At 74.4% G+C, this 15599-nt stretch carries 19 protein-coding genes; 9 read left to right on the forward strand and 10 right to left on the reverse strand.

Features of this window, described 5'->3' with window-relative positions:
- Positions 1 to 83: 83 nt before the first annotated feature.
- Positions 84 to 254, forward strand: coding sequence for a DUF3117 domain-containing protein (locus tag EDF38_RS11580; RefSeq protein WP_123355551.1), 171 nt, complete (start codon positions 84 to 86; stop codon positions 252 to 254).
- A 159-nt stretch (positions 255 to 413) separates the two neighbouring features.
- On the opposite strand, the gene EDF38_RS11585 is transcribed toward EDF38_RS11580, so the two are convergent.
- Positions 414 to 1040 (reverse strand): O-methyltransferase, encoded by a 627-nt coding sequence (locus EDF38_RS11585; RefSeq protein WP_123355552.1) that lies wholly within the window; start codon positions 1038 to 1040, stop codon positions 414 to 416.
- Between the two features lie 68 nt (positions 1041 to 1108).
- Between EDF38_RS11585 and EDF38_RS11590 the strand changes: the two genes are divergently transcribed.
- A complete protein-coding gene (locus EDF38_RS11590; RefSeq protein ID WP_123356006.1) occupies positions 1109 to 1516 on the forward strand; it encodes a Sec-independent protein translocase TatB in 408 nt (135 codons plus the stop codon).
- A 23-nt stretch (positions 1517 to 1539) separates the two neighbouring features.
- Here EDF38_RS11590 and EDF38_RS11595 read toward each other — a convergent pair whose 3' ends face one another.
- Positions 1540 to 2454 carry a LysR family transcriptional regulator gene (locus EDF38_RS11595; RefSeq protein WP_123355553.1) on the reverse strand — a complete coding sequence of 305 codons (915 nt, stop codon included), beginning with the start codon at positions 2452 to 2454 and terminating at the stop codon, positions 1540 to 1542.
- Positions 2455 to 2690: 236 nt separating this feature from the next.
- Between EDF38_RS11595 and EDF38_RS16305 the strand changes: the two genes are divergently transcribed.
- A complete protein-coding gene (locus EDF38_RS16305) occupies positions 2691 to 2813 on the forward strand; it encodes a hypothetical protein (RefSeq protein ID WP_255409861.1) in 123 nt (40 codons plus the stop codon).
- Between the two features lie 111 nt (positions 2814 to 2924).
- On the opposite strand, the gene EDF38_RS11600 is transcribed toward EDF38_RS16305, so the two are convergent.
- Genes EDF38_RS11600 through EDF38_RS11610 form a run of 3 tightly spaced genes read right to left on the reverse strand, consistent with a single transcriptional unit; the run spans position 2925 to position 5959 of the window.
- A complete protein-coding gene (locus tag EDF38_RS11600; protein ID WP_123356008.1) occupies positions 2925 to 4094 on the reverse strand; it encodes an Mrp/NBP35 family ATP-binding protein in 1170 nt (389 codons plus the stop codon).
- Between the two features lie 22 nt (positions 4095 to 4116).
- The gene (locus EDF38_RS11605; RefSeq protein ID WP_123355554.1) at positions 4117 to 4644 is read right to left on the reverse strand and encodes a DUF1003 domain-containing protein; all 528 of its coding nucleotides are present in this window, start codon (positions 4642 to 4644) and stop codon (positions 4117 to 4119) included.
- Positions 4631 to 5959 carry a magnesium transporter MgtE N-terminal domain-containing protein gene (locus EDF38_RS11610; protein WP_123355555.1) on the reverse strand — a complete coding sequence of 443 codons (1329 nt, stop codon included), beginning with the start codon at positions 5957 to 5959 and terminating at the stop codon, positions 4631 to 4633. The genes EDF38_RS11605 and EDF38_RS11610 overlap by 14 nt, the downstream gene beginning before the upstream one ends.
- Positions 5960 to 6008: 49 nt before the next feature.
- Between EDF38_RS11610 and EDF38_RS11615 the strand changes: the two genes are divergently transcribed.
- The 4 genes from EDF38_RS11615 to EDF38_RS11630 all read left to right on the forward strand — a co-directional run bounded on the left by EDF38_RS11615 (position 6009) and on the right by EDF38_RS11630 (position 8862).
- Positions 6009 to 6518 carry a general stress protein gene (locus tag EDF38_RS11615; protein ID WP_123355556.1) on the forward strand — a complete coding sequence of 170 codons (510 nt, stop codon included), beginning with the start codon at positions 6009 to 6011 and terminating at the stop codon, positions 6516 to 6518.
- 76 nt (positions 6519 to 6594) lie between these two features.
- Positions 6595 to 7215, forward strand: coding sequence for a hypothetical protein (locus tag EDF38_RS11620; RefSeq protein ID WP_123355557.1), 621 nt, complete (start codon positions 6595 to 6597; stop codon positions 7213 to 7215).
- Positions 7216 to 7327: 112 nt separating this feature from the next.
- Positions 7328 to 8098: a YcnI family protein gene (locus EDF38_RS11625; protein ID WP_123355558.1), complete on the forward strand. Its 771-nt coding sequence runs from the start codon at positions 7328 to 7330 to the stop codon at positions 8096 to 8098.
- A complete protein-coding gene (locus EDF38_RS11630) occupies positions 8095 to 8862 on the forward strand; it encodes a copper resistance CopC family protein (protein WP_123355559.1) in 768 nt (255 codons plus the stop codon). Before EDF38_RS11625 ends, EDF38_RS11630 begins: the two co-directional genes overlap by 4 nt.
- Before the next feature lie 120 nt (positions 8863 to 8982).
- On the opposite strand, the gene EDF38_RS11635 is transcribed toward EDF38_RS11630, so the two are convergent.
- Both EDF38_RS11635 and EDF38_RS11640 read right to left on the reverse strand, forming a co-directional pair.
- Complete coding sequence (locus EDF38_RS11635; protein ID WP_123356010.1) at positions 8983 to 10458, reverse strand: aminopeptidase P family protein; 1476 nt, start codon at positions 10456 to 10458, stop codon at positions 8983 to 8985.
- A gap of 88 nt (positions 10459 to 10546) precedes the next feature.
- On the reverse strand, positions 10547 to 11575 hold the full coding sequence (locus tag EDF38_RS11640) for an endonuclease/exonuclease/phosphatase family protein (RefSeq protein ID WP_233572403.1): 1029 nt from the start codon (positions 11573 to 11575) through the stop codon (positions 10547 to 10549).
- Between the two features lie 84 nt (positions 11576 to 11659).
- On the opposite strand from EDF38_RS11640, the gene EDF38_RS11645 reads away from it, so the two are divergent.
- The gene (locus tag EDF38_RS11645) at positions 11660 to 12514 is read left to right on the forward strand and encodes a PHP domain-containing protein (protein WP_123355561.1); all 855 of its coding nucleotides are present in this window, start codon (positions 11660 to 11662) and stop codon (positions 12512 to 12514) included.
- Between the two features lie 140 nt (positions 12515 to 12654).
- Here EDF38_RS11645 and EDF38_RS11650 read toward each other — a convergent pair whose 3' ends face one another.
- Complete coding sequence (locus EDF38_RS11650) at positions 12655 to 14130, reverse strand: DEAD/DEAH box helicase (RefSeq protein WP_123356012.1); 1476 nt, start codon at positions 14128 to 14130, stop codon at positions 12655 to 12657.
- Between the two features lie 85 nt (positions 14131 to 14215).
- Between EDF38_RS11650 and EDF38_RS11655 the strand changes: the two genes are divergently transcribed.
- A complete protein-coding gene (locus EDF38_RS11655) occupies positions 14216 to 14932 on the forward strand; it encodes a ferritin-like fold-containing protein (RefSeq protein ID WP_233572404.1) in 717 nt (238 codons plus the stop codon).
- A 41-nt stretch (positions 14933 to 14973) separates the two neighbouring features.
- Here EDF38_RS11655 and EDF38_RS11660 read toward each other — a convergent pair whose 3' ends face one another.
- Entirely contained in the window at positions 14974 to 15264 is a 291-nt protein-coding gene (locus EDF38_RS11660) for a hypothetical protein (protein ID WP_123355563.1), read from the reverse strand.
- A 3-nt stretch (positions 15265 to 15267) separates the two neighbouring features.
- Positions 15268 to 15492 (reverse strand): DUF3107 domain-containing protein, encoded by a 225-nt coding sequence (locus tag EDF38_RS11665; RefSeq protein WP_123355564.1) that lies wholly within the window; start codon positions 15490 to 15492, stop codon positions 15268 to 15270.
- Between the last annotated feature and the right edge of the window lie 107 nt (positions 15493 to 15599).

Consider the following 15599-nt stretch of genomic DNA (forward strand, 5'->3'; position numbering starts at 1 on the left):
CCGTGTCGCCGCACCGTTGTTTAGGTGCGGGGGAAGTAATCACGGATAATGGGGAGAGCATCTTCGTGAAAGGGGACCATCCGATGGCAGCCATGAAGCCCAGGACCGGCGACGGACCTATGGAAGCTGTGAAAGAAGGCCGTCTCATCATCGTGCGGGTTCCGCTCGAGGGTGGCGGCCGTCTCGTGGTGTCGGTCAACGACGACGAGGCCAGAGAGCTGCACGACGCCCTCGCGAACGTCGTCGGCGCCTAGCCCGACCCACACCCGCAGCGTCCGCGCTGCGACCCGCACGACGCCCCGTCGATCACCGATCGGCGGGGCGTCGTCGTGCGGGGGCCCGTGGTCCGGCGGCGGGCCGCCGCCGCGAACGACCGACCAGGAGGCGCGCCCTGGCCCCCGAGGGGGCCGCGGTCAGCGCTTGACGAGCTGCAGCAGCCCGTCGCCGGCGGTCGACAACGAGCTGAGCACGGCCGGCGACGTGGAGACCTCGGTGAGCAGGGTGCGGAAGCCGCTCGTCGTCGCGTCGCGCCGGGCGGGGTTGGCGACGGCCCCGTGCCAGAGCGCGTGCGCGACGAGCACGAGCCCGCCGGGCCGGGCGAGCCGGAGGCCGTGCTCGACGTACTCGATGACCGATCCCGGGTCGGCGTCGACGAAGACGATGTCGTACGAGTTCTCGTTCATGCGCGGCAGGACCTCCGCGGCCCGGCCGGTGATGAGGCGGACGCGCGCCGCGGGGACGCCCGCCCTCAGGTAGGCGTCGCGGGCCGACTGCTGGTGGTCGACCTCCTTGTCGATCGACGTCAGCGTCGCGCCGGGGGCGCCGGTCAGCAGCCAGAGGCCGCTGACGCCGAGCCCGGTGCCGACCTCGATGACGTTCTTCGCGCCCGACGCGGCGGCCACGAGGGCCAGCTGTGCGCCCACGGCGGGGGAGACGGGCTCGACCCCGACCTCGAGGGAGTGCTGCCGGGCCTCGGCCACGGGGTCGCTCTCGGTCACGAGCTCTTCCGCGAACTTCCAGCTTGATTCGATCTGCGACACACTCACTCCTCGGTGGCCGAGTCTAGGGGGTGGCCCACGGGCGCACCGGTTAGTCTGCATGCGTGTCCCTGTTCGGCCTCACCTTCGACAAGCTCCTGGTCATCGGCGTGCTCGCCGTGTTCCTCCTGGGGCCCGAGCGCCTGCCCGGCTACGCGTCGAAGCTCGCCCAGCTCGTGCGCACGCTGCGCGACATGGCGAACGGCGCGAAAGACCGCATGCGCGACGAGATGGGCCCCGAGTTCGACGACGTCGAGTGGCAGAAGCTCGACCCCCGGCAGTACGACCCCCGGCGCATCATCCGTGACGCCCTGCTCGACCCGCCGAGCGGGGGGTCGTCCACGAAGCCCGTCTCGGCGGCCATGGCCTCCAGCGCGGCCGCGGCGGTCGCCGCCGGTCTGCCCGGCGGCCCGGCGTCGCCCGCCGTCGTCCCCCTCGCCGTCGGCGAGAACGCCCCCTACGACTCCGAGGCGACCTAGGCCCCGTCGTCCGGCGCCGGGGCTCACACGCCGCCGTGCAGGGCGGCGACCCGTGACGCCTCGGCGCGGAGGGCGTCCACGACGCGCCTAACCGAGGGACGCTCGGCCCGGTCGCGACGCAGCAGCGCCGAGACGTAGCGGACGGCCCGGATGCTCTCGAGGGGGATCAGGACCATGTCGTCCCGCGCCTCCTTCGCGGTGAAGCGGGGGAGGACGGCGATGCCGAGGCCGGCGCCGACGAGCGACTCCGTCACCTTGGTGTCGCTGAAGCGCTGCGAGACGCGCACGGGGCTGCCCGTGACGCGCTCGATCTCGCGGTAGACCCACTCGAACGGGAAGTCGGTCGGCACGCCGATCCAGTTCTCGCCCTCGAGGTCGCCGGGCGAGAGCGAGGCGCGCTGGGCGAGCCGGTGGTCGGCCGGCAGGGCGATGTCGAGCGGCTCGGTGAGCAGCGGCACGGTGACGAGGCCGCGGCCCCGCCAGGCGCGGCCGTCGGGGGAGTGGGCGATGACGACGTCGTGGTCGGCGGCCAGCTCGGCGAACTCGAGGATCGACGGGTCGTGGTCGCTCGCGACGACGACGAGCCCCGGCGTCTCGGCGACGGTGCGCAGCAGCCCGGGCAGCAGCATCTGCCCGCCGGTGGGGAAGGTCGCGAGGGTCACCTCGCCCTGGGGGGTCGCGATGAAGTCGGCCCACACGGCCTGGGCCCGCTCGAGCGCGACCGCGACGTCGGTCGCCGTCTGGGCGAGCACGCGGCCCGACCCGGTCAGCACGACGCCGCGGCCGACCCGCTCGGTGAGGGCGACGCCGGCCTCCTTCTCGAGCACCTTCAGCTGCTGCGAGACGGCGGAGGGGGTGCGGTGGGTGGCCTTGGCGACGGCGGCGATGCTGCCCCGCTCGGCCAGTTCGCGGAGGAGCTCGAGGCGCTTGACGTCCATGTAGCGATACTACGGTGTATCGGTAGGAAAGCGTGGTTGATCTACGTCGTCCGGAGGCGCATGATGGACATGTCCTCGGAGCGACCCCATGCGCTCCCCACCCGGTCGACCTGGTCCCGGGTGCATCGCAACACCGCAGGGCCACCACCCGTCCCGAGTCGCGCAAGAACGACTCGGATCGCGGGTGTCAGTCCTGTGCAGAACCGCGCGACGAACCGCGCACAGAGAGAAGAACCATGTTCACCGGAATCATCGTCCTCGCCGTCGCCGCCCTCGTCGGCATCGCCGGCTCCGTGGTGTCCGTCGCTCGCGACGGCTTCCACGCGATCCCCACCAAGACCTTCACCCGCTGGTCGTAGGTCGCCGTCGGCCCGCCGGTCGCGTCTCCTCCTGAGCGCGACGGGGCCGAGCACGACGAAGGGCACCCCGCCGAGGCGGGGTGCCCTTCGTCGTGCGTCCGGCCGGGTCGGTCAGCGCAGGCTCAGCCCGAGCTTCCGCCCCGCGAGGCCCCGCGCTCGCACGGCCAGCTGGCCCGCGAGGGCGTCGATCGCCACGGCCGCCGGGTCGCCCGGCGCCGACACGACGACCGGCGCCCCGACGTCGCCGCCCTCACGCAGCCCGATGCTGAGCGGCACGGTGGCGAGCAGCGGCACCTCGTCGTCCTGCCCGGCCGACAGGCGACGCGCCGTCTCGGCGCCGCCGCCCGAGCCGAACAGCTCGAGCACCGAGCCGTCGGGCTGCACCAGCCCGGCCATGTTCTCGACCACCCCGAGGATGCGCTGGCCGGTCTGCCGGGCCACGACGCCGCTGCGCTCGGCGACGTCCGCCGCCGCGGGCTGGGGCGTCGTCACGACGACGACCTCGGCCTGGGGCAGCAGCTGGCCGACCGAGATGGCCACGTCGCCCGTGCCCGGGGGCAGGTCGAGGAGGAGCACGTCGAGGTCGCCGAAGAAGACGTCGGTGAGGAACTGCTGGATCGTGCGGTGCAGCATCGGCCCGCGCCAGGCGACCGCGGTGGAGGCGTCGTCGACGAACATGCCGATCGAGATGACCTTCACGCCGTGGGCGACGGGCGGCAGGATCATGTCGTCGACCCGGGTGGGCTTCACCGACGCGCCGTCGGGACCCACGAGCCCGAGCAGGCCGGGGATGCTGAAGCCGTGCACGTCGGCGTCGACGATGCCGACCTCGAGCCCGCGCGCGGCGAGGGCCACGGCGAGGTTGGCCGTGACGGTCGACTTGCCCACGCCGCCCTTGCCGCTCGTGATCGCGTAGACGCGGGTCAGCGACTCGGGGCCGAACTGCGGGCCGCGGGCGGCGCGGCCCGCACGCAGCTTCTCCGTGAGCGCGTGGCGCTCCTCGCGCGACATGACGGTCACGTCGACGGCCACGTCGGTCACGCCCGCGACGGAGGCCGTCGCGGCGCGCACGTCGCGCTCGATGGTGTCGGCGGCGGGGCAGCCCACGATGGTGAGCTTCACGGCCACCGTCGCCGCGCCTCCCTCGGTCACCGACACGTCGCCGATCATGTCGAGCTCGGTCACGGGCCGTCGGATCTCCGGGTCGAGCACCCGTCCGAGCGCGGTGCGCACCCGCGCGACGAGGTCGGCGGGGGGAGACGCCGGCACGGCCCCGGGCATGAGCGCGTCGGCGTCGGCGGCGTCAGCCACGGTCGGCCTCGGCCTGCTCGTCGGCGTCGCGTCGGTCGAGCTCCTCGAGCAGGGAGCGCAGCTCGGCGCGGATGAAGTCCTTGCTCGCCATGTCGCGGATCGCGATGCGGAGCGCGACGACCTCGCGGGCCAGGTACTCGGTGTCGGCGAGGTTGCGCTCGGCGCGCTGGCGGTCCTGCTCGAACTGGACGCGGTCGCGGTCGTCCTGGCGGTTCTGCGCGAGCAGGATGAGCGGCGCCGCGTACGAGGCCTGCAGCGACAGGATGAGCGTGAGGGCCGTGAACCCGATCGCCGCGCTGTCGAAGCGCCACGCCTCGGGGGCGGTGATGTTGTAGCCCATCCAGAGCAGGCAGAACCCCGTCAGGGCGAGCAGGAACTGGGGCGTGCCCATCGCGCGGGCGATCGCCTCGGTCGCGCGCCCGAAGCGGTCGCGGCTGGGGCGGCCCCGGCCGGGCAGCACGCGGGTGCGGAGGCCCTTCGGCGAGTCGAGTCGGACCGTGCTGCGGTTATCGCGTGCCACCGGGTGTCCTCCTCGGGGTCTGGGTCGTCGTGGTCAGGGGAGCGCGTCGGGCGCGCGGGCGGGATCGGCCGAGGGGCTGGTCGGGATCCTGGCTGCGCCAGTCGTCGGGCAGCACGTGGTCGAGGACGTCGTCGATGGTCACCACCCCGACGAGCCGGTGGGCCGCGTCGACCACGGGCACCGAGACGAGGTTGTAGGTCGCCATGACCCGCGTCACCTCGAGGGCCGTGGCGTCGACCCGGACGGGCTCGAGCTGCTGGTCGAGCAGCGTGCCGAGGCGCTCGTTCGGCGGGTAGCGGAGCATCCGCTGGAAGTGCACCATCCCGAGGAAGCGCCCGGTGGGCGGCTCGTACGGCGGCAGCACGACGCAGACCGCGGCCCCGAGGGCGGGCGCCAGCTCGTGACGGCGGATGAGCGCGAGGCCCTCCGCGACCGTGGCGTCGGCCGACACGATCACCGGCTCGGTCGTCATGAGGCCGCCCGCGGTGTCGGGGTCGAAGCTGAGCAGCATGCGCACGTCGTCGGCCTCGTCGGGCTCCATCAGCGTGAGCAGCTCCTCCTTCCGCTCGTCGCCGAGCTGCGACATGAGGTCGGCGGCGTCGTCGGGCTGCATCTGGTCGAGCACGCCGGCGGCGCGGTGGTCGTCGAGGCCGCCGAAGATCTCGACCTGCTCGTTCTCGGGCAGCTCCTCCAGCACGTCGGCGAGGCGGTCGTCGGAGAGCTCGGAGGCGACCTCGAGGCGCCGCTCGGGCGTGAGGTCGAGGAGGGTGTTGGCGAGGTCGGCGGGCAGGAGGTCGGAGTACGCGGCGATCAGGTGCTCGGCGCTCTGTGCCTCGCCGGGCTCGGCGTCCTCCGTCACCTCGTCCCAGGACGCGAAGGCGGTGGGGCCCTTGCCGAACGGGGAGGGCGTCGCCTTCGGCTTGCGGAGGAAGAGCTGTCCGATCTCCCAGTCGCCCTCGGACACCTCGTCGATGGCGACGTCCTCGATGGTGGCCTGGACCCCGTCGCGCCGGATCGACACGCGTCGGCCGAGCAGCTCGGCGATGACCCGGGTCTCGCCGCCGCGCTGCTCGAAGCGGCGCAGCGTGATGACGCCGTTGGTGATGATCTGGCCCGACCCGATGCTCGTCACGCGACCGATGCCGACGAAGACGCGCCGCTTGCCCGGCACCTCCACGATCAGGCCGACGACCCGGGGCGAGCCCGAGCCGCGGTACACGACGAGCACGTCGCGCACCTTGCCCACCTTGTCGCCGGCGGGGTCGAAGACGGAGCACCCGGCGAGACGGGCGACGAAGACTCTGGTGGCGCTCACGGGTCCAATCTATTCGCTCCGCGCCGGGCAGCCGTGATTCAATCCAGGCATGACCGACCCGAGGCCGCTGGGCCGCCGCACCCCGCTGGTCCCGACGCTGCCGAAGGGCGACGTGCTCGGCACCTACGAGACGTACCCGGCCGCCCAGGCGGTCGTCGAGCGCCTCTCGCACGCCGAGTTCCCGATCAAGCAGCTCGCCATCATCGGCAACGAGCTGACGACGGTCGAGCGCGTCACGGGCCGGCTGACCTACGGCCGCGCCGCGCTCGCCGGCGCCGTCACCGGGCTCTGGATCGGCGTCTTCCTCGGCCTCGTCATGCTGCTCTTCTCGCCGACGACGGCGACGGTCACGACCCTGCTGGCCGCCGCCTTCATCGGCGCGGGCTTCGGCATGCTCTACGGCGTCGCCAGCTTCGCCATCAGCCGGCGTCGGCGCGACTTCACCTCGACGCACCAGGTGCTCGCCCGCAGCTACCAGATCGTCGTCGACCCGGGCCTGGCGCACCGCGCGCAGGAGATCCTCGCGCGACCGGACGAGCGCCCCGGCGTCCGTCGCTGACCTCGCCGCCGCGTATCCTGGAGGCCCGCCCTCGCGTCCGCGACGGGCGCCCACGCCCCCGACCGAGAGACGCCCGATGGCTCCCCGATGGACGCGGTTCCTCCGCGGCTGGCTCACCGCCGGCTTCTCCGTCGTCGTCGCCGCGACCTCGCACGTGGCGGGCGGCGGGGCCGCGCCGGGGCTCCTCGGCGTCGTGCTGGCCCTGGCCGTCGCCGTGCCCGTCAGCGTCGCGCTCGCCGGCCGTCGGGTCCGGCTCGCCGGGCTGATCCCGTCCGTCGCCGTCAGCCAGCTGGCCTTCCACCTCCTCTTCTCGCTCGGCGCGGCGTCGTCGGCCGGGCACGCCTCGGCGTCGGGCGGCCACCACACCCCGCTCGTCGTCTCGGTCGCCGGCGGCGCTACCGGCGCGGCGGGCACCGGGATCGACGCCATGGCCATGTCCGCCGGCCTCATGTGGGCCGCGCACGCCCTCGCCGCCGTCCTGACCGTCGTCGGCATCCGCTGGGGCGCCGCCTGCCTCGAGCGCCTCCTCCGCCTGGCAGCCCGCAGGCTCGCCGTCGTGCGGCTGCTGCTCGGCGCCGCGCTCCGTCCCGCCCCGGAGGCGCGGGTGCGGTCGATCCGGTCCGTCCCGTCCCTCGCCCCCACGCCCCTCCGCTTCCTCACCGCCCGCCCCCGCCGCGGTCCGCCCCGCCTCGTCTGATCCCGCACCGCCGTCGACCCCGCCCGGGCTCGACGGAGCAGCGCCCCGCCCCCGGGGCCCGCTGCCGACCAGACGACCCGGCCGCCGCCGCGCGGCCGAGACAGGACACACCGTGAACCGCACCACCTCCGTCGCCGCCCGCTCCGCCGCGGCGCTCGGCGCCGCCGCGCTCCTCGTGATCGCCGCCCCCCTGGCCGCCTCCGCCCACGTCCGGGTCGACCCGGGCCAGGCCGAGGCCGGCTCGTACACGACGCTCACCTTCAAGGTTCCGACCGAGTCGGCGACCGCCGGCACCGTCGGGCTCGTCGTCGACCTGCCGACCGACACGCCCTTCACCTCGGTGACCTACGAGCCCCTGCCCGGCTGGACGACCGAGGTCACCACCTCGACGCTGCCCGAGCCCGTCGACGTGGGAGGGTCGACGATCACGGAGGCGCCGACGAGCGTCACCTGGACCGCCGACGAGGGCACCGAGGTCGCCCCGGGCGAGTTCCAGCGCTTCGTCATCTCCGCGGGCGCCGTGCCCGACACCGGATCGATCCTCCTGCCCGCCCACCAGCGCTACTCCGACGGCTCGGTCGTCGACTGGGACGAGGAGACCCCCGCCTCGGGCGAGGAGCCGGAGCACCCCGCGCCCACGCTCTACGTGAACGACGAGGCGCCGAGCGACTCGCACGCCGGCCACGACTCGTCCGCGGACGCCGCGACCGTCTCCGACTCGTCCGCGTCGGGCACGGAGGGCTCCGGCTCGGCCACCGGCACCGTGGGCCTCGCCTTCGGCATCGGCGGCCTCGCGCTCGGCGCCCTGGCGCTCGTCGTGAGCGTCGTCGCGCTGACGCGCCGCCCGCGCCCCGCGGCCGACCGCACGGGTGCGCGTCGATGACCCGCGCCTCCTCGTCCCGCCCCTCGCGCCGCACCGTCGGCGCGGGCCTCGGCGTGCTCGTCGGCACGGCCGCGCTCGTCGGCCTCGGGCCGGTCGGCGCGGCGTCGGCCCACGACTACGTCGTCAGCAGCGACCCCGCCCAGGGGTCGACGCTGACGCAGCCGCTCTCGACGGCGAGCATCACGTTCAACGACGTCATCCTCGACCTGTCGGGCACCGGGTCGTCGAACGTGCTCGAGGTGACCGACGCCGCCGGCCTGCACTACGAGGACGGCTGCTCGACCACCGCGGGCCCGACGCTCACGACGGGCGTCGCGCTCGGGGCGCCCGGTGCGTACACGATGACGTACCAGGCGGTCTCGGCCGACGGGCACACCGTCTCGGACGCCCTGGCCTTCACGTACGAGCCGGCCGACGGCACCGCGGCGGCCGAGGGCGCCGCGACCCGGCCGACCTGCGACCCGTCGAGCGGGGCCCCGGGCGCCGACCCGTCGAGCAGCGCCGGAGGCGCGTCGAGCGACGCCCCGTCCGCCGACGCCACCGAGGCGTCCCCGGCCCCCGCCGCGGGGTCGACGTCGACCGCGGCTGCCTCGCCCGCGGGCGACGCGCCCGCCGACGGCGACGACGCGAACATCCCGGTGATCATCGGGATCGGCGTCGGCATCGTGGGCCTGGCCGTCATCGCGATCGTGGTCGTGCTGCTGACCAGCCGATCGCGTCGGGAGGCCGCGGCGGCGCCGCCCGAGGAGCTCGACGAGCCGTAGGGACTCGCCGGGCCCGACGGGCTCACCGCACGACCGAGGGCCCCGGCCGTCTCCCCGAGGGGAGGCGGCCGGGGCCCTCGTCGTCGTGCCGCCGTGGGGGCGGGTCGTCGAGCCCGTGGGTCAGCGGCGGGCCAGCCAGGCCTCGACCTCGGCGGTGGTGCGGGGGATGCCCACCGAGAGGTTCTCCGCGCCGTCGGCCGTCACCAGGACGTCGTCCTCGATGCGGACCCCGACGCCGCGGAACTCCTCCGGCACGGTCAGGTCGTCGGACTGGAAGTACAGGCCCGGCTCGATCGTGAACACCATGCCCGGCTCGAGGAGGCCGTCGAGGTAGAGGTCGCGACGGGCCGCGGCGCAGTCGTGCACGTCGATGCCGAGGTGGTGGCTCGTGCCGTGCACCATGTAGCGGCGGTGCCACTGCGCGTCGGGCTCGAGCGACTCCGCCGCCGTGCCGGGCAGGAAGCCCCACTCGGCCGTGCGCTCGGCGATGACGCGCATGGCGGTCGCGTGCACCTCGCGGAACGCGATGCCGGGCCGCACGACGGCGAAGGCCGCGTCGGCCGCCTCGAGGACGGCCTCGTAGACGAGTCGCTGCACGTCGGTGAAGCGGCCCGAGACCGGCAGGGTACGGGTGATGTCGGCGGTGTACAGGCTCTCGAGCTCGATGCCCGCGTCGACGAGGATGAGGTCGCCGGGGGCGACGACGCCGTCGTTGCGGGTCCAGTGCAGCACGCAGGCGTGGTCGCCCGACGCGGCGATGGTGTCGTAGCCGACCGTGTTGCCGTCGGCCCGGGCACGACGGTTGAAGGTGCCCTCGACGAGTCGCTCGCCGCGCTCGTGCGCGACGATCTCGTCGAGGTCGGCGACGACGTCGTCGAAGCCCCGGCCCGTGGCGTCGACGGCCCGGCGCATCTGCGCGACCTCGTAGGCGTCCTTGACGAGCCGCAGCTCGCTGAGGTCGCGGGCCAGGTCGTCGCCGCGCTCGGCGCGCTCGGCCACGACGGACGCGGGCTCGGACGCGGTGACCTCGTCGAGGCGGCGGGTCAGCTCGGCGTCGGCGTCGCGGACCACCAGCGTGTCGCCGTCGGCCCCGGCCACCACGGCCTCGAGGTCGGCCAGGTCGCGGGTGGCGAGGCCGAGGTCGGCGCCGACCTGGGCGAGGGTCGGCCGCGGGCCGATCCAGAACTCGCCGATCTCGGGGTTCGCGTAGAACTCGTCGCTGTCGCGGCCCGCGCTCGCCCGGAAGTAGAGGGTCGCCTCGTGGCCGTCGCCGGACGGCTCGAGCACGAGCACCGAGCCGGGCACCGTGTCCGAGCCCCAGCCGGTGAGGTGGGAGAACGCGGAGTGGGCGCGGAACGGGAAGTCGCAGTCGTTCGAGCGGACCTTCGCCTGGCCCGCGGGCACGACGAGGCGGCGTCCCGTGTGCAGGGCGGAGAGGCGGGCGCGACGGTCGGCGGCGAAGGGCGCCTGCTCGCGAGCCTCGGGCAGCGTCTCGGGGCGCTCGGCCCAGCCGGACGAGATGTAGTCCTTGAAGGTGTCCGACCCGGGGGTGGTGGATCGGTTCGTGGTCGCGCGCGGTGCCGTCTGTTCAGCCATGGCGACCATTGTCCCCTGAACGGCGGTGCGCCTCCACCCGGGTCGGCGGGGCGGGCGGTCGAGCCGGGCGGCGGGCCGGCTCGGCGGGTCAGGCGCCGGTCGGGCTCAGCTGCGCGACGACCGGGCGGTGGTCGCTGCCGGCCTCGTCGTGGTCGGTGACGACGCGGAAGCCCGTGGGCAGCCACTGGCGGGTGGCCATCACGTGGTCGATGGTGGTGCCGAGCAGCGGGGGCAGGTCGGTCGGCCAGGTGCCGACTCCGCCGTTGGCCGTCGCCACCGCGGCGTCGCGGCAGCGGCCGAGGGCGCCCCCGGCGCGGCCCATGTCGGCCATGTGGTCGAGCGTCGCGTTGAAGTCGCCGGCCATGATCACGTCGCCCGTGCGGCAGGCGTCGGCGAGGTAGCCGAGGCCGTCGCGCCACTCGTCCATGTCGGCCCGCACGGGCGCGGCGGGGTGCGCCGCGATGAAGGTGGGACCCGTGCCCGAGACCGGGGTGGCGACGAGCGACGGCATCGCCGGGGTCGTCTCGACGGCGGCGCCGGCCTCGTCGCGCGCGACGGTGTACTCGCCGAGGGCCGTCGAGACGAGCATCGACGTCGGCTTCGACGTGGGCACGTCGTCGTAGGTGACGGTGAACCGCGCCATGGGCAGGCCGGCGACGCCCATCGCGTCGGCCACGGCCTGGGCGACGACGTCGTCCGTCTCGGGGAGGCTGACCACCTCGGCGCCCTCCGCGACCGCGAGCTCGGCGATGGCGGCCGCGCCGGGGGCTCCGCCGAGGGTGTTCCACGACAGGACCGTGACGTCGCCGGGCGAGGCCTCGACGAACGCGTCGCGCCCGAGGCCCCGGGCGCCGACGACGCCGCCCGACACGGCGCCGAAGACGAGCAGCAGCACCGCGATCGAGGCGGCGAGCGAGCGCACCGGCCGGGCCACGAGCCCGACGACGAAGAGCACGACTGCCAGGCCGACGGCCACCACGGCGGCCGCGCCGCGGAACGAGACCAGCTGGGCGAGCGGCCACTCGCGCTCGAGGTCGAGCACCTGGGGCCAGAGCGCGAGCAGCAGCGCGGCGGCGACCGCGAGGACGAGGACGAGGGCGACGAGGCGACGGATCATGGCTCGACCGAGCATAGGTGACGACCCCGGCCCGGCGGGTCGCCCGGCCGGGCCGCCTCGCGGTCGCCCGCCTACGATGGGGTGATGCCGCACCGCCCGATCGACCTGCACGCCCACAGCAGCGTCTCCGACGGCACCGAGACCCCCGCCGAGCTGGTCGCGGCGGCCGCCGCCGCGGGTCTCGGCACCGTGGCGCTCACCGACCACGACTCGACGGCGGGCTGGGCCGAGGCGACGCGTGCCGTGGTCGGCACCGGGCTCACGCTCGTGCCCGGCATGGAGCTCAGCACGAGCCTCGGCATGAACAGCGTCCACATGCTCGGCTACCTCTTCGACCCGGCCGACCCCGAGCTCGTCGCCGAGACGGCCCGCCTGCGCGAGAGCCGCCTGCACCGCGCGGAGCGCATCGTCGAGCGCATCGCGGCCGACTACGACATCAGCTGGGCCGACGTGCTGGCCCAGTCGACGAACGGGGCGACGCTCGGCCGCCCGCACATCGCCGACGCGCTCGTGGCCCGCGGGTTCGCCCCCGACCGCAGCGCGGCCTTCGCGGGGATCCTGCACTGGCGCTCGGGCTACTACGAACCGCACGAGGCGCCGAGCCCGATGCACGGCGTGCGCCTGATCCGCGCGGCCGGGGGGGTGCCCGTCATCGCGCACCCCGCGACGCGCGGGCGATCGACGAACATCCCCGAGCGGGCCTTCGACGAGCTCGTCGAGGCGGGCCTCATGGGCGTCGAGATCGCCCACCGCGAGAACACGGCCGCCGGCGCCGAGAAGCTCCGGCAGCTGGCCCGCCGCCACGACCTCATCGTCACGGGCTCGAGCGACTACCACGGAGAGGGCAAGCCGAACCGCCTCGGCGAGAACTCCACCGAGCCCGACCAGCTGGCGCGCATCGTCGAGGCCGCGACGGGCTGGGCCCCGGTCCGGGGCTGAGCCCTCCCCGCCCGGGCGCCCGGTGCGTCGCCGGTGACGGGCCCCGGAGCGCGGGAGGCGTGACGCAGGGAGGCGCGGTGCAGGATCTCCCGCACCGCGCCTCCCGCAGTCGTCCGCTCGTCGCCGAGCAGGCCGGGTCGTCAGGCCTGGGGGCCGGCCCCGCCGCCGGCAGGGCGGCGACGACGGCTGCGACGACGGGCGGGCTGGCCCTCGGCGTCGGTGCCGGTCGCGTCGGAGTCGACCGGGGTGGTCGTGGCGGCCGGAGCCGAGCGGTCCGACGACCGGCTCGCGTCGCCGCGTCCGCCGTCTCGTCCGCCGTCGCCGCGTCCGCCCTCACCGCGGCCACGCTGACGGCTGCCGCTGCTGCTGCTGCGCGCTCCGGGGACGCGCTCGCGGGGCTGGGCCGCGCCGCCGTCGGCCGCGGCCTTCGGCGCCGACTTGAGGCGGCCCTTGGTGCCGACCGGGATGTCGAGGTCGGTGAAGAGGTGGGGGCTCGACGAGTACGTCTCGACGGGCTCGGGCTGGCCCATGTCGAGGGCGCGGTTGATGAGCGCCCACTTGTGCATGTCGGCCCAGTCGACGAACGTCACGGCGATGCCGGTCTTGCCGGCGCGGCCGGTGCGGCCGGCGCGGTGCAGGTACGTGTCGTGGTCGTCGGGCACCGTGTGGTTGATGACGTGGGTGACGTCGTTCACGTCGATTCCGCGGGCGGCCACGTCGGTCGCGATCAGGATGTCCTTCTTGCCGGCCTTGAAGGCGGCCATGGCGCGCTCGCGCTGTTCTTGGTTGAGGTCGCCGTGCACGGCCGCGGCGTTGAACCCGCGGTCGTTGAGCTCTTCGACGAGCTTCGCGGCGGCGCGCTTCGTGCGGGTGAAGACGACGGTCTTGCCGCGGCCCTCGGCCTGCAGGATGCGCGCGACCACCTCGTCCTTGTCGAGCGAGTGCGCGCGGTAGACGACGTGCTTGATGTTCGCCTGCGTGAGGCCCTCGTCGGGGTCGGTCGCGCGGATGTGGATCGGCTTGGTCATGAAGCGACGCGCGAGGGCGACGATCGGGCCGGGCATCGTCGCGGAGAACAGCATGGTGTGCCGCGTGGCCGGGACCTGCTGGAAGATCTTCTCGATGTCGCTGAGGAACCCGAGGTCGAGCATCTTGTCGGCCTCGTCGAGCACGACCTCTTGCACCTGCTTCAGGTCGAGGAGGCGCTGGCCGGCGAGGTCGAGGAGGCGCCCGGGGGTGCCCACGACGATCTGCGCCCCGGCCTTGAGCTGCTCGACCTGGCCCTCGTAGGCCTTGCCGCCGTAGATCGACACGACCTTCGTGGCGCGGTTCGAGGTGGCGATCTCGAGGTCCTCCGCCACCTGGACGCAGAGCTCGCGGGTCGGGACGACGACGAGCACCTTGACGCCGGGCTCGGGGTCGAGGCCGATGCGCTGGATGATCGGGAGGCCGAAGCCGAACGTCTTGCCGGTGCCCGTCTTGGCCTGGCCGATGATGTCCTGGCCGGCGAGCGCGAGGGGGATGGTCTGGTTCTGGATGGGGAACGGTTCGACGATCCCCTTCGCCGCCAGTGCGTCGACCATGTCCTGGTCGATCGAGAGGTCTTTGAATGTCACGTTGTTGCCCTGTCTCATATAGGGGGATCGGGGGTAGTTTAGCCCGTCGCGTCGGCCGAGCCGCCGGACCCCGTAAGCTGGCGGCGTGGTGTCATGGATGGGCCGGAGGTCAGAGCGCGGCGTCCCGACCCTGCAGTGGCCGCGGTCGTCCCGCCACGTGGCCGTCTCGCGGGTCGAGCTGGGGGAGTTCACCCCCGACCTGTCGGTCTACCTGGGGCAGGCCGCCTACCTCGAGCTGGCCCTCTTCGAGACTCTCGCCCGCGCCTCCGCGTCGGCTCCGCACGTCCGCGCGCAGGAGGTGACCGGACGCGTCGCCGGCAGCACGCTCGACCGGCACCGCGGGCTGGTCGCCGAGATCACCCGCCTCGGCGAGGACGCGGCGGCGACGATGGCGCCCCACGTCGCGGCCGTCGACGAGTTCCGGCGTCGCACGGCGAGCGACGACTGGTCGGAGGCGATCCTCGCCGCCTACGTCGGCGCCGGGCTCCTCAACGACGTCTTCGTGCGACTCGCCGCGGGTCTCGACGGCGACCACCGCGACCGCATCGTGCGCGTGCTCGAGGCGGGCGACGACGAGGCGGTCATCGTGGCCGAGCTCTCGCTGGCCATCGAGACCGACCCGGCCCTCGCCTCCCGTCTCGCGCTCTGGGGCCGCCGCCTGGTCGGCGACGTGCTCCTCGTGGCCCGTGCGGCCATCTCGGCGTCGCACGTCGCGGCCGACGACCAGCGTCTCGAGCCCGTGTTCACCGAGCTCATCGCCGCGCACACCCGGCGCATGGACGCCCTCGGCCTCACGGCCTGAGCGCGTCGGCCGCCTCGCCGTGGCGACCCGCGGCACGGGCGTCAGGACCGCAGGAGGCGCGTGAGCAGCTCGTCGTCGGCACGGCGCCGACGGGTCGAGGCGACCCGCACGGCCACGACGGCCGCCACCGCGGGCACGACCAGCGCCGCCACCCAGATCCAGCCGCCGTCGGCGCGCCAGCCCGAGAGCAGGAGCACCTCCCAGACGACGACCGCGACGGCCGTCGCGAGCCCCGGCACGAGCAGCGTGCCCCGGGTCTCGGCGGCCGGGAGGGCGAAGTGCGCCACGAAGCCGATCAGCGCGCCGCCGAGGGCGACGAACAGGAGCTCCACGGGTCAGCCGACGAAGCCGACCCGACGGCTCTCGCCGGGGCCCACCTCGACGTACGACAGCGAGGCGGTCGGCACGAGGTAGGTCTTGCCCTTCGAGTCGGCGAGGGTCACGTACGACTTCCCGCCGTCGAGGGCTTCGGCGACGACCTTCTCGACGTCGGCAGCGGACTGCGACGTCTCGAAGCTGATCTCACGGGGGCTGTTGGCGATGCCGATGCGAATGTCCACGCCGTCACGATATCCGACGCGGCCGACGGCGGCCGCGCACGTTCACTCTGGGCGCAAGGGGTCCGGGCGGCCCGGCGATGTCGGTCGGGACGGCTACCGTCGTCGTC

Source organism: Frigoribacterium sp. PhB160, from assembly GCF_003751785.1.
Lineage (GTDB): Bacteria > Actinomycetota > Actinomycetes > Actinomycetales > Microbacteriaceae > Frigoribacterium.

Bases quoted from the DNA above. Each gene is read 5' to 3' on its own strand.
- EDF38_RS11615 (WP_123355556.1), top strand. From the start codon at position 6,009: ATGACCGACCCGAGGCCGCTGGGCCGCCGCACCCCGCTGGTCCCGACG.
- EDF38_RS11600 (WP_123356008.1), bottom strand. From the start codon at position 4,094: ATGCCCGGGGCCGTGCCGGCGTCTCCCCCCGCCGACCTCGTCGCGCGG.
- EDF38_RS11595 (WP_123355553.1), bottom strand. From the start codon at position 2,454: ATGGACGTCAAGCGCCTCGAGCTCCTCCGCGAACTGGCCGAGCGGGGC.
- EDF38_RS11645 (WP_123355561.1), top strand. From the start codon at position 11,660: ATGCCGCACCGCCCGATCGACCTGCACGCCCACAGCAGCGTCTCCGAC.
- EDF38_RS11640 (WP_233572403.1), bottom strand. From the start codon at position 11,575: ATGATCCGTCGCCTCGTCGCCCTCGTCCTCGTCCTCGCGGTCGCCGCC.
- EDF38_RS11630 (WP_123355559.1), top strand. From the start codon at position 8,095: ATGACCCGCGCCTCCTCGTCCCGCCCCTCGCGCCGCACCGTCGGCGCG.
- EDF38_RS11635 (WP_123356010.1), bottom strand. From the start codon at position 10,458: ATGGCTGAACAGACGGCACCGCGCGCGACCACGAACCGATCCACCACC.
- EDF38_RS11580 (WP_123355551.1), top strand. From the start codon at position 84: ATGGCAGCCATGAAGCCCAGGACCGGCGACGGACCTATGGAAGCTGTG.
- EDF38_RS11620 (WP_123355557.1), top strand. From the start codon at position 6,595: ATGGCTCCCCGATGGACGCGGTTCCTCCGCGGCTGGCTCACCGCCGGC.
- EDF38_RS16305 (WP_255409861.1), top strand. From the start codon at position 2,691: ATGTTCACCGGAATCATCGTCCTCGCCGTCGCCGCCCTCGTCGGCATC.